10 protein-coding genes are annotated in these 12,440 nt (G+C 45.9%); 9 read left to right on the top strand and 1 reads right to left on the bottom strand.

All coding sequences use genetic code 11. The features are described 5' to 3' along the window. Positions 1–129 precede the first annotated feature (129 nt). Positions 130–1,599 (top strand): esterase/lipase family protein, encoded by a 1,470-nt coding sequence (locus tag ACPEGP_RS11070; protein WP_423813449.1) that lies wholly within the window; start codon positions 130–132, stop codon positions 1,597–1,599. Positions 1,600–1,719: 120 nt separating this feature from the next. On the opposite strand, the gene ACPEGP_RS11075 is transcribed toward ACPEGP_RS11070, so the two are convergent. Next, positions 1,720–2,697, bottom strand: coding sequence for an Hsp33 family molecular chaperone HslO (locus ACPEGP_RS11075; RefSeq protein ID WP_423813450.1), 978 nt, complete (start codon positions 2,695–2,697; stop codon positions 1,720–1,722). Between the two features lie 316 nt (positions 2,698–3,013). Here ACPEGP_RS11075 and ACPEGP_RS11080 point away from each other — a divergent pair, with 316 nt between their 5' ends. The 8 genes from ACPEGP_RS11080 to ACPEGP_RS11115 all read left to right on the top strand — a co-directional run bounded on the left by ACPEGP_RS11080 (position 3,014) and on the right by ACPEGP_RS11115 (position 12,411). After that, positions 3,014–4,000, top strand: a complete 987-nt coding sequence (locus ACPEGP_RS11080; RefSeq protein WP_423813451.1) for a glutamate/aspartate ABC transporter substrate-binding protein — start codon at positions 3,014–3,016, stop codon at positions 3,998–4,000. A gap of 93 nt (positions 4,001–4,093) precedes the next feature. Next, entirely contained in the window at positions 4,094–4,840 is a 747-nt protein-coding gene (locus tag ACPEGP_RS11085) for an amino acid ABC transporter permease (RefSeq protein ID WP_193031106.1), read from the top strand. After that, a complete protein-coding gene (locus tag ACPEGP_RS11090; protein ID WP_068405974.1) occupies positions 4,837–5,508 on the top strand; it encodes an ABC transporter permease subunit in 672 nt (223 codons plus the stop codon). The genes ACPEGP_RS11085 and ACPEGP_RS11090 overlap by 4 nt, the downstream gene beginning before the upstream one ends. Positions 5,509–5,681: 173 nt before the next feature. After that, entirely contained in the window at positions 5,682–6,401 is a 720-nt protein-coding gene (locus ACPEGP_RS11095; protein ID WP_190295528.1) for an amino acid ABC transporter ATP-binding protein, read from the top strand. 186 nt (positions 6,402–6,587) lie between these two features. Then, positions 6,588–7,796 carry an FAD-dependent oxidoreductase gene (locus ACPEGP_RS11100; RefSeq protein ID WP_423813452.1) on the top strand — a complete coding sequence of 403 codons (1,209 nt, stop codon included), beginning with the start codon at positions 6,588–6,590 and terminating at the stop codon, positions 7,794–7,796. Between the two features lie 321 nt (positions 7,797–8,117). After that, positions 8,118–9,875 carry an AMP-binding protein gene (locus tag ACPEGP_RS11105; protein ID WP_423813453.1) on the top strand — a complete coding sequence of 586 codons (1,758 nt, stop codon included), beginning with the start codon at positions 8,118–8,120 and terminating at the stop codon, positions 9,873–9,875. A 65-nt stretch (positions 9,876–9,940) separates the two neighbouring features. After that, positions 9,941–11,551 (top strand): carboxyl transferase domain-containing protein, encoded by a 1,611-nt coding sequence (locus tag ACPEGP_RS11110; protein ID WP_423813454.1) that lies wholly within the window; start codon positions 9,941–9,943, stop codon positions 11,549–11,551. A gap of 53 nt (positions 11,552–11,604) precedes the next feature. Further along, a complete protein-coding gene (locus tag ACPEGP_RS11115; protein ID WP_423813455.1) occupies positions 11,605–12,411 on the top strand; it encodes an enoyl-CoA hydratase/isomerase family protein in 807 nt (268 codons plus the stop codon). Positions 12,412–12,440 lie beyond the last annotated feature (29 nt).

Below are 12,440 nucleotides of genomic sequence, written 5' to 3' on the forward strand. Positions count from 1 at the left end.
GTTTCGATATTTTATAGTTCCCTGTTTTTTTAACCATAAAAATACCTGATAGTTAAATCATTTTCTTCTGTTTATGGCATTTACAGGCTAGTATGGCAATTACCCTTAATCGCTTGCTGTAGCAACACTATGCCCAATCCAAGACCTATAGAAACCATACACGATTTATTTGCGACCACTCGGCGTCCCTCTGATGGTGAATTGAGCGCAAAAGCAGACTTTCAAGACGATGTCTATGAAGCGCTAGCAGAACTTGACTATATTTATGTCGATGAGCTGATCGCCAAAAATGTCGATAACAGTGTGATAAAACCGCATCAACCAATCTCTTTGGTGGATTTTTTTGAAGGCTTGGCGCAGCTTGCTACTATGGGTGTCGTGGAAGTAACGGATATTGTCGAAGCTATCCACCGTGAGATTTTGCTGCGTCCTTTGGGGCGGTTTAATAATGGTAATCTTGAGCGCTGGCAGCGCGGTATCACCGGACGCATTTATGGTACGGTGCGTCAAGCGATGCAATTGGTCGGCAACAATATTGCCATAGGGCTACGTTTGTATAACACGGTTTTAAAACCCAAAAAAATACAACCACTGCCTTTAAACTTACGGCGTATGGTCAATATCCTAAATGGCGTGATGGGCGACCACCTTGTCACCCATGACAATCCGTTGGCCGTGTCGATGATGCTATACGATAAAGACAATTATGTGCAAAGTGGCGCACTATCGGGGCGAGTAATTGTTTTGTGTCATGGGCTTTGTTTGAGTCATTTAAGCTGGCAAGTTGCGGGCGAAAATAATCTCGGTGCTATGCTGACCCACAAGTTGCCAGACAGTACAGTTTTATATTTGAACTATAATACCGGTCGGCGTATCTCCAGTAATGGGCGTAGCTTTGCTAAAGTCTTGCAAGATTTGGTCGAAAGCAATCCAGACATTACCCAGCTTGATTTAATCGGCCATAGTATGGGCGGCCTGCTGAGCCGTAGCGCACTGTTTTATGGTAAAGAGCAGGGATTCAGCTGGGTTGAGCGTGTGGGTAATTTGGTGACTTTAGGTACACCGCATCATGGCGCAAGTTTGGAGCAGATTGGCAATTTTGTGCAATATAAAATCGCTAAGCTGCCTTTTGCTGGGTCATTGGCGAAACTGGGCGACTTACGTAGCGCTGGTATTATCGATTTGCGTTATGGCAGTATTCGCGATGCCGATTGGAAATCTTTAGAGGAGCGCAGCGTGCTACCGGCAGAGTTTCGTCATCCGACGCGCCTACCGCTGCACGTCAATACTTATCTGGTCGCAGCGGCGTTGATTGAAACCCATTATGAAAATAAAACCACCAGCTTATTGGGTGATGGGCTGGTGTCAGTAGAGTCGGCGCTTGGCGAATATACTGAAGAGCACACATTGAGCGTACCTGAGGGTCATAAGGCGATATTTTATGGCGTCAATCATATGAATTTAACTTATAACGATCGGGTGCTTGCGCAAGTGATTTCTTGGTTATCAGCCAATAGATTAGGCGACGCGCATGACGCAAAATATGGGCTTGATAGTCGAATTTATTCGTATCCGATAGATTACGAGGTCGAGATTTAAGGTGTTAATACTATGAATATTATCATTAATAAATCTATAAAAAATCGCTAGTTGTAAAAACTAAAAAACCCTCAAGCATCATACTTGAGGGTTTTTAATTAACAGAAGTAAAATTAAAGATTACTCAGCGAAAATAGCCGCTACATCGTCTTTATCAAATTTGTAGACTGCACCGCAAAATCCGCAGTCCATCTCAAACGTACCGCCTTGTTCGTCCACGATATCTAACGCTTCGGTTTCGCCGATTTGCTCGATGGCCATCTCACACTTCTCGCGTGAGCAGGTGCAGCCAAACGATAACGCTACAGGCTCAGGGGCAACGACTTTTTCTTCATTATACAAACGGTACAGAATTTCATTGGCATCAAGCGTGGTCAGCTCTTCTGCTTTTAGCGTGCGCGTGAGCACACTTAAGCGTGTCCACAAGTCATCATCGATACCAGCATCTTGGTTTTGCTCGACTTCATAGGTTTCGGCTGCGGTACGAGGTAGCATTTGCACCAAGATACCACCAGCTTGCAAACCATCGGATGCCAGATTGATCAGCGTTGGAATCTGCGCCGATTGTTTTTGATAATGCGCTAAGCAATCCGCTAAGTTGTCATGGCTACGCTCAACGATACCTTGATACGGCTCGCCGCCATCAGGCTGGATATTGATAAATAACACGCCTTGACCAGCAGCGCCGAGCTCAGCAAAGGCGTCTTTGGCATGGATCATATTTTCCCACGCTTGCACTTGCTCGTCGGTGTCATTTTTCCAGCTGGCAAGGGCGCGAATGATACCGTCTTGGTCGCATTCTGCCATTGCCCAATTGAGCAAACTGTCGCTATCTGATGATTGCAATTGAATCGATAAGCGCCCGTTTATTTTAACGGTACTGATCAGCAAGCTTGCCGCCGTCAGCATCTCGCCTAATAAGCGCTTAATGGCTTCAGGATAAGCTTTTTGGGCAATTGTCGTCGCATAGCTGCGCGATAGGCGTACCACATCGCCGCGCACCGGTGAGTCTTCGATAAAAAAGCGTTGGCGTACGTCATTATCGCGGTGGCTGCTCGCTTGTTGATCAATATTTGGGACTTGAGTATTTTGGGTCATAGGTCATAACTAGTATTAAGAAGTTGTTAGCTTTATGGGGATTAATGATTATTTATCAATCATAGCGGCTTGGTTATGGGCGTAATTTAAATGTTTGTTAAACGAAATCTGTAAAATATCAGTCGCATTAAAAAAAGTTTACCCGCATCGTGCAAATTGTTGTACAGTAACATTAAGTTGCATAGTGATAACTTAAAGCAACAGCATGGATGCATGACGGAAAAGTCAACCAAGGGCTTATATAAAGTCAAATAATGGCGCAAATACCGTCAAAGTCCCCCCTAGTTTGTATAAATGTGATAAAAGGATGTATCTCATGACCTACTTAATCTCAAAACCTCTAACGTTGGTTGCCTTTATGGCACTTGGCCTAGCAGGCTGTAACAATAGCAATCAAACCAACACCGAAGCGCCGCCAGCAGATGGCACAGCGACAACGACAGAAGCGGCAGAAAATACCAACGGTACGCTACAAAAGATCAAAGAATCGGGCACTATCGTGGTCGGTCACCGAGACTCTTCTATTCCCTTTTCTTACATCGCTGATGACCCAAATCAGCCGATTGGCTATGCGCACGATTTAGAAATGAAAGTGGTCGATGCGGTAAAAGAAAAGCTTAATATGCCGGATTTAAAAATTCGTTATAACTTGATTACTTCGCAAACGCGTATTCCGCTGGTGCAAAACGGCACGGTTGATTTTGAATGTGGCTCAACCACCAATAACGAAGAGCGCCAAAAACAAGTGGCTTTCTCAAACGGTTTCTTTGAAATTGGTACGCGTTTATTGACCAAAAAAGACTCAGGTATTCAAGATTTTGAAGACCTAAAAGGTAAAACTTTGGTCACGACTGCTGGTACGACCTCAGAGCGTTATATTCGTGAATACAATGATAAAAATAAAATGGACACCAATGTCATCTCGGCAAAAGACCATGGCGAAGCTTTCCTTATGTTAGAAAATGGCCGTGCCGATGCCTTTATGATGGATGATGTACTACTTGCCGGTGAAAAAGCCAAAGCCAAAAATCCAGATGAATGGGTGATTGTTGGTACGCCGCAATCGTTTGAGATTTATGGTTGTATGATGCGTAAAGACGATCCTGAATTTAAAGCGGTGGTCGATGAAGCGCTTGCCAATGTCTTTAGCTCAGGCGAGATTAATAGCATTTATGATAAGTGGTTTACCAACCCCATTCCGCCAAAAAACGTCAATCTAAACTTTGAGATGTCAGACAATCTAAAAGCTTTGATTGCCAATCCACACGATAGCGCACAGCCAAAAGAAGCAACCGCTCAGTAATTTTTGTCCCTCAACATAGCTTGCTGACGCGCCCAGACTGCTGTTTATCAGTCTGGGGCGTTGGCTTTTTACTCATGGCTTGGAGAGACCATCATGAATTATAGCTGGAACTGGGGTGTGCTCTTTGAGCAAACCGGTATCGGTAATGAGCTTTACCTGCATTGGATGGTGACCGGTCTTGGCTGGCTGTTATTGATTGGCAGTATCGCTTGGGCAATTGCCATGGTGATTGGTACTATTTTGGGCATCATGCGTACCTTGCCAAATAAAGCGGCGCGTAGTATTGGTACCGCTTATGTGACATTTTTTCGTAATATTCCTCTTCTTGTACAATTATTCTTTTGGTTTTATATCGCCCCCGGTTGGCTGACGCCTGCACTACAAGAGTGGTGGTATAAAGACTTATCGCCTAATACCTCAGCCATGCTGTCCGCCAGTATTGGTTTGGGATTATTTACCGCCGCGCGTATCGTTGAGCAGGTGCGTACCGGTATCGAATCCTTACCTGAAGGGCAAATCAATGCTGCTTACGCGCTCGGCTTTACGATTCCGCAGGCGTATAAAGAAGTGCTACTACCGCAGGCATTTCGTGTTATTTTGCCACCGCTAAGCTCGGAGCTCACCAACTGCTTTAAAAACGCGTCGGTAGCGTCGCTGGTCGGGGTGATGGAGCTGATTAGCCAAACCAAAACCATCAGTGAATATACCCAAAACAGCCTCGAGATTTACACTTATGCGACCATTATTTATCTGGTTTTTAATCTGTCGTTAATTGCCATTATGGGACTGATTGAGCGTAAATTACGAGTACCTGGGCTGATTGCAGGGAGTCAAAAATGAATATGATGACCGAACTTGCAACGGCGTATCCGGGCTTAATGGGAGGTATGCTGACCACTTTAAAGGTGCTGTTTCTCGCTATCTTAGGCGGTATTAGTTTAGGGACGGTATTGGCTTTGATGCGCTTGTCCGGCATCAAAGCGCTAGAAATTCCTGCCAAATTATACGTCAATTACTTTCGTTCTGTGCCATTACTACTGGTATTGCTGTGGTTTTATTTTGCCGTACCGATGATGTACTTTTGGATAGCCGGTAAATACCTACAGCTTGATACCGCGTTTACCTCGTGTGTCGTCGCCTTTATGATGTTTGAAGCGGCATACTTCTCAGAGGTGGTGCGCGCAGGTATCCAATCTATCGGTAGCGGGCAAGTGAATGCCGCAAAGGCATTGGGCATGACTTATGGTCAAACCATGCGTTTGGTGATTTTGCCGCAAGCCTTTCGCAAAATGCTACCGCTAATTTTGCAGCAATGTATTATTTTATTCCAAGATACGACATTGGTTTTTGCTATTGGGTTGACGGATTTTTTCCGCGCCGCTTACGTCCGTGGTGAGCTGATGGGCTTACTGACGCCTTACATTTTAGGTGCGGGAGCTGTTTATTTTATCATCAGCCTAAGTGCCTCTATCGGCGTGCAGCAATTGCAAAAACGCTTGAGGTTTTAATTTAAATTTGGCGCAGTATTTTACTATTAAGATTTTCATTTAATAATGATGGAAAAAGTGGTTAGGAGCCAGCGATGAATGAGTCAGGGATAAACAATGCTGATACCTATATAAATGAATTTGGCGGACTGGTCACTGACAATGGCCATGCAAGCGCCGAGATAGTCATCAAAATGACTGACGTTAGCAAATGGTACGGCGACTTTCAGGTGCTAACTGACTGTACCGCGCATGTGCATAAAGGCGATGTGGTGGTGGTTTGCGGGCCATCGGGTAGTGGTAAATCGACCCTTATTAAAACCGTAAATGGGCTTGAGCCATTTCAAAAGGGCGATATCATGGTCAATGGTATCTCAGTTGGCGCGGCAAAAACCAACTTGCCTAAGCTGCGTAGTAGCGTAGGCATGGTGTTTCAGCATTTTGAGTTGTTTCCGCATCTGACTATTATCGATAACTTAACGGTCGCGCAAATCAAAGTGTTGGGCCGTAAAGAAGATGAGGCTAAGAAAAAAGGCATGGCCTATCTCGACCGTGTGGGCTTAAGTGCGCAAGCGCCAAAATACCCCGCCGAGCTATCAGGCGGACAGCAGCAGCGGGTAGCGATTGCGCGTGCTTTGGCGATGGATCCGGTAGCGATGCTATTTGACGAGCCAACTTCCGCACTTGACCCAGAGATGATTCAAGAAGTGCTCGATGTAATGGTCGAGTTGACCCGCGATGGCATGACCATGATGTGCGTGACCCATGAAATGGGCTTTGCCAGTCAGGTGGCCAATCGGATTATTTTTATGGATGAAGGGCATATTGTCGAAAACTGTAGTAAGGATGAGTTTTTTGAAGGCGCAAAAAGTGAGCGCGCGCAGCTGTTTTTATCAAAAATTCTCAATCATTGAAACTAAGTACGGTGTTTTAAGTATCTATCAAAGCGTCTTTAATAAAGGCGCTTTTTTATGTCTTTTACTTTTTGTTCATTACTCTCAGCTTACAAGTGTTCCCTGTTTGCTGCTACAATAGACGCCATCAGTTTTTAATCCTATTCCAAATTCATAACAAATAATAAATAGTGTTTCGGAGTCATTATGAGTGTAGAAAATCAATCGGCAGGTATTGTGATTATTGGCGCAGGCTTAGCAGGCTGGCACGTGATTGATGCCATTCGCGCAAAAGATAAAAACATTCCCATCACCTTAATCACAGCTGATAATGGCGACCGTTATCATAAACCCATGCTAACGATGGCAATTAGCCAGCAGAAAAACGCCGCGGATTTGGTACGGGCGACCGGTAGCGATGCGGCAAAGGCGGCAAATATCAATTTGCTTGCCAATACGCAAGTGACCGATATCGACCCTGCTAGCCAAACGGTACAGCTTATCTCAGCACTGCGCTCGGACCCCGTGTATACCAATTACGCCACTATTAGCTATGACAAACTGGTGCTGGCAATGGGCGCCCATCCTATTTTTCCAAAAAGTCTGCCTGAAGATTTGGTTTGGCATGTCAATCATATCGAGCGTTTTGGGCAGCTGCAAGAAAAGCTGGCAGCGGGCAGTCAGCGCGTCGCTATCGTTGGCGCTGGTATGGTCGGGACGGAAATCGCCGAGGATTTATTAAAAGCGGGTCATGAAGTGACGTTGATTGACTTAAATGACGCGCCGCTCTCGCAAATGCTACCGGCACAAGCGACCGCGCGTATTGCTAAAGCAATAAAATCGCAAGGGATTCACTTTTTAGGCGGTTATCAAGTATCCAATGTCACGCGTCATGATGATGGCACATTGCAAGTCAGCTATGCACCAGTTGCCGCTACCGACAGCGATACGGCGCAGCAGCCAGAGAAGTTAGTGGTTGACCATGTGATTGCCAGTACGGGCTTGACGGTCGATGATAAATTACCAACCGCTGCTGGGGTTGAGTTCAATCGACGCACTGGTATCGTGGTCAATGCCACCACATTACGTACCCATGCGTCCAATGTGTATGCGATTGGCGATTGTATGTCGATCAACGGCGTCGCCTGCCGCTATGTCGCGCCGCTACGTGCACAGGCAGCGACGATTGCTGACGATATCTTGGGTCACGAGCACAGCGGTTATGATCATAAACCGCCGATGATTCGCTTAAAAAATAAAGCCATTTCGGTGATGGTCACTGGCGTACCGCAGGCTGCTGGTAATTGGCAAGTGACTACTGAAACGGATGACGAGCTGGTTATGGATTTGCTTGATAATAGCAATGCCGTCACTGCGACGGTAACGATTAAAGCACCGCCAATGGTGAAATCTTAATCAATGCTTAACCATTGCAGATTTAACTTTTAGCTTTAAATTCTAGTCTTAATACTTATTAAAAGCCAGCTGTGTAGCAATACATAACTGGCTTTTTTGCATATAATAACCGCGTGATTTTATGCTATCTTTTACTGGGTAATGCTTTTTATTAATTAATTTAAATGATACATAATGTATTACTATGATTGACAGCCTTCGATTTAAGGCGGTATAGTAGCTCATGCTTGTTAAGACCTGCTCAAGGAAAAAAGAGTAGGAACAAGCGAAAAATTAGCACCATTCAGGCGTGCTGTAAAAAGTAAAACGAAAGGACTCGTTATGACTCAAGTTTCTGACTTCGATAGCATTCTAAATAATATTCCCACCGTAAATATGGGCGCGCGCTCGGCAAATGCGCCGCTTATTCAAAGCTATGATAAAGGCCCCGATGTACCGCTGATTGAGGCGACTATCGGCGATTTTTTTGATGCGATTGTCTCCAAATATCCGGAGCGTGAAGCGCTGGTCGTCCGTCATCAAAATATCCGCTGGACATATCGCGAGCTACAACAGCAGGTCAATCAATTAGCCAGCAGCATGATTGAAATGGGGCTTGAGATTGGCGATCGCATCGGTATCTGGTCGCACAACAATGCTGAGTGGCTGCTGATGCAATTAGCGACCGCAAAAGTCGGCGTTATCCTCGTTAATATCAACCCTGCCTACCGTACCTTTGAGCTGCAATATGCGTTAAATAAACTTGGCTGCTCAGCCTTGGTATTGATGCGCCACTTTAAAAGCAGCGATTATGCGCAGCTGATTCGTGAGCTTTGTCCTGAAATTTATCATAAAGACTATACCCAGCTGGATTTGGTCGAGATTCCAACCATTGAGCGCATTATTTGGATTGATGAGCCAGACTCTGATGAAGAGTTTAAATTTATGCAGAAGTTCTCTGCTTGGATGGCGGAAGGCGATGCCAATGATCCACGCGTCGCCGAGCGTCAAGCGCAGCTTAAAAACACCGACGCGATTAACGTGCAGTTTACCAGTGGTACGACTGGCACGCCAAAAGGCGCGACCCTAAGCCACCGTAATATTTTAAATAACGGCTATTTTATCGGTGAGGCCATGAATCTCACTGAGGAAGATAGACTGTGTATTCCTGTACCTTTATATCATTGCTTTGGTATGGTGCTTGGAAACTTAGCGATTTTGACCCATGGCGGTTGTATCATTTATCCCAATGATGGTTTTGATCCTTTGAGCGTCTTGCAGGCGGTTGAAGAAGAGAAATGTACGGCTTTGCATGGCGTACCGACGATGTTTATCGCCGAGCTTGACCATCCTGAATTTGATAAATTTGATTTGTCGACCTTGCGCACTGGCATTATGGCCGGCTCTAGCTGTCCGATTGAAGTCATGCGCCGCGTCATTGATAAGATGCATATGAAAGAGGTCACCATTGCTTACGGCATGACCGAGACCAGTCCGGTTTCTTGCCAGACCAATGAGCATACGCCATTAGAGAAACAAGTATCAACGGTTGGGCTTGTGCAGCCTGCGCTTGAAGTCAAAGTCGTCGATACCGAAACGGGCGAGATCGTGCCGTTAGGGGAAACCGGCGAGCTGCTAACGCGTGGTTATTCGGTGATGAAAGGCTATTGGGGCAGCCGCTTTAAAACCCGTGAAGCGATACAAGACGGCTGGATGCATACCGGTGATTTGGCGACGATGGATGAAGACGGCTATGTCAAAATCGTTGGGCGTAGTAAAGATATGGTCATTCGCGGCGGTGAAAATATTTACCCAGTTGAGATTGAAAACTATCTGTATCGCCATCCAAAAATTCGTGACGTTCAAGTCGTCGGTATCCCAGATAAGCGTTATGGAGAAGTGCTTGCCGCTTTGATCATATCAAAAGAGCCGGGCTGCTTAACCGAAGATGAAGTGCGCCAATTCTGTAGCGAGCATATCGCCCATTATAAAGTGCCGACTTATTATCGCTTTGTGACTGAATATCCGATGACCATCACCGGTAAAATTCAAAAGTATAAAATTATCGAGCAGATGAAGGCGGAGTTGGGAATAGAGTAGTCAAAAAATCGGTCAAGATTTTAAGTAGTTATTGAATAATAAACACAAGTATAAAAAGGGATATCATGAGCGCTATCATAACCAGTAAACTGAGTCCGAACGCTGCCGATTTTCAGCAAAACCGTGCCGCCATGCAAGAGATAGTCGATGACTTATATGTGCACCTGCGTAAAGTCGCTCAAGGTGGTTCAGAGCGCGCGCGTGCCAAGCATTTAGCGCGTGGCAAACTGCTACCTCGTGAGCGTGTTGAGCGCCTGCTCGATGTCGGTACGCCATTTTTAGAAGTCGCGCCGATGGCAGCGCATGATATGTATGGCGAAGAGATACCAGCGGCGGGCGTGATTGCGGGTATCGGCCGCATCAACGGTACCGAGTGTATGATTGTCTGTAATGATGCCACCGTAAAAGGCGGCACTTACTATCCGATGACGGTCAAAAAGCATTTACGTGCACAAGAAATCGCCCAAGAAAATAACTTACCTTGCGTGTATTTGGTCGATTCAGGCGGTGCAAACTTACCCAATCAAGATGAAGTATTCCCTGATAAAGATGACTTTGGTCGTATCTTTTTTAATCAAGCAAATCTGAGCGCGGCCGGTATTCCGCAAATCGCCGTGGTTATGGGCAGCTGTACCGCAGGCGGCGCTTATGTGCCCGCGATGAGCGATGAGTCTATCATTGTCAAAGATCAGGGCACTATCTTTTTGGGTGGTCCGCCACTCGTTAAAGCAGCGACGGGTGAAGAGGTCACCGCTGAAGACTTAGGCGGCGGTGATGTACATACGCGTCTGTCAGGGGTGGTCGATCATTTGGCGCAGAACGATACCCATGCGTTATCGATTGCGCGTAATATCGTTAGCCACTTAAACCGTCCTGCTAAGCAAATCCCAAATCAAATCAAACCGCGTCCACCACGCTATGATGCCAAAGAGTTATACGGCATCATTCCAACCGATAAGCGCAAACCTTTTGATATTAAAGAAATCATCGCTCGTATCGTCGATGATAGCGAGTTTGATGAATTTAAAGCGCGCTTTGGCACGACGTTGGTTTGCGGTTTTGCCCATATCGAAGGTATACCAGTAGGTATTATCGCCAACAACGGCATCTTATTTAGTGAATCAGCACAAAAAGGCACACATTTTATCGAGCTGTGCTGTAAGCGTAAAATTCCTTTGGTGTTTTTGCAAAATATCACTGGATTTATGGTTGGTCGCAAATACGAAAACGAAGGTATTGCGCGTCATGGCGCCAAAATGGTCATGGCGGTTGCCAACGCTAAAGTACCAAAATTTACCGTCATCGTCGGTGGCTCATTTGGTGCTGGTAACTACGGCATGTGTGGCCGCGCTTATAGTCCGCGCTTTTTATGGATGTGGCCAAACGCGCGTATCTCGGTGATGGGCGGCGAGCAAGCAGCCTCGGTACTGGCAACCGTCAAGCGTGATAATTTTGATCGTAAAGGTGAAGAGTGGAGTAGCGAGGACGAAGCAGTATTTAAAGCGCCGATTCTTGAGATGTACGAAGAGCAAGGTCACCCTTACTATGCGACTGCACGTCTTTGGGATGATGGGGTGATTGACCCCGCCGATACGCGTAACGTATTGGCGCTTGGACTTAGCGCTGCCTATAACGCACCGATTGAAGAGACAACATTTGGTGTGTTTAGAATGTAGCATTAAATGGAATATGGGCAAGCATTTCACGTATATAAAAAATAGAGAAGGTTATGGAAAAAAATCTGAATAATTATAAAAGCCTATTGGTCGATATTGAGCAGCATATCGCGACGGTGACGTTAAATCGTCCTGAAATACGTAACGCCTTTAACGATGAAATGATTGCCGAACTGACTGAGGTTTTTACCACGCTTGGCGCTGATGATAATGTCCGTGTGATTGTGCTAGCGGCGGCGGGCAAAGCGTTTTGCGCTGGTGCTGATTTGAACTGGATGCGGGCGATGGCAGATTATAGCTATGAGGAAAACCTTGCCGATGCTGATAAACTGGCGCAAATGCTCAAAACTATCTATGAATGTCCAAAACCAACCGTTGCTGCCATTCAAGGCGATGTCTATGCAGGCGGTATGGGCTTAGTCGCCGTCTGTGATATAGCCATCGCGGTTAAGATTGCCAATTTTTGCTTAAGCGAAGTGCGCTTAGGATTGGCCCCAGCAACAATAAGCCCGTATGTGATACGAGCACTGGGCGCACGAGCATCGCAGCGTTATTTCTTAAGTGCGGAAGTGTTTGATGCCAAAAAGGCACGGCAGCTTAGCTTTATCCATGAGCGCGTTAGTGAAGAATCGCTTAACGACACAGTCGCAGCCTTATGCGCCAAGATGGTTAATAATAGCCCCAATGCGGTCAAGACTTGCAAGCGTTTATTGCACAAAGTCGCAGGTGCACCGATTACCGATGAGCTGATTGCTGATACCGTTAAAGGTATCGCTGATATTCGCTCCTCAGCGCAAGGAAAAGAAGGCGTGCAGGCCTTTTTGCAAAAGCGTAAACCTGATTGGTTAACGACAGACTAGTAGCAAAAAACGATAGTCAAGCCGATAAA

Origin of the sequence: Psychrobacter sp. 219-2-C, assembly GCF_049560815.1 — a bacterium.
In the GTDB taxonomy this organism is placed as follows: domain Bacteria; phylum Pseudomonadota; class Gammaproteobacteria; order Pseudomonadales; family Moraxellaceae; genus Psychrobacter; species Psychrobacter faecalis.

What these genes read in the sequence shown, in the direction of transcription:
- ACPEGP_RS11095 (WP_190295528.1), top strand. Translation starts at nt 5,682, where the DNA reads ATGACTGACGTTAGCAAATGGTACGGCGACTTTCAGGTGCTAACTGAC.
- ACPEGP_RS11085 (WP_193031106.1), top strand. Translation starts at nt 4,094, where the DNA reads ATGAATTATAGCTGGAACTGGGGTGTGCTCTTTGAGCAAACCGGTATC.
- ACPEGP_RS11090 (WP_068405974.1), top strand. Translation starts at nt 4,837, where the DNA reads ATGAATATGATGACCGAACTTGCAACGGCGTATCCGGGCTTAATGGGA.
- ACPEGP_RS11115 (WP_423813455.1), top strand. Translation starts at nt 11,605, where the DNA reads ATGGAAAAAAATCTGAATAATTATAAAAGCCTATTGGTCGATATTGAG.
- ACPEGP_RS11105 (WP_423813453.1), top strand. Translation starts at nt 8,118, where the DNA reads ATGACTCAAGTTTCTGACTTCGATAGCATTCTAAATAATATTCCCACC.
- ACPEGP_RS11075 (WP_423813450.1), bottom strand. Translation starts at nt 2,697, where the DNA reads ATGACCCAAAATACTCAAGTCCCAAATATTGATCAACAAGCGAGCAGC.
- ACPEGP_RS11110 (WP_423813454.1), top strand. Translation starts at nt 9,941, where the DNA reads ATGAGCGCTATCATAACCAGTAAACTGAGTCCGAACGCTGCCGATTTT.
- ACPEGP_RS11080 (WP_423813451.1), top strand. Translation starts at nt 3,014, where the DNA reads ATGACCTACTTAATCTCAAAACCTCTAACGTTGGTTGCCTTTATGGCA.
- ACPEGP_RS11100 (WP_423813452.1), top strand. Translation starts at nt 6,588, where the DNA reads ATGAGTGTAGAAAATCAATCGGCAGGTATTGTGATTATTGGCGCAGGC.
- ACPEGP_RS11070 (WP_423813449.1), top strand. Translation starts at nt 130, where the DNA reads ATGCCCAATCCAAGACCTATAGAAACCATACACGATTTATTTGCGACC.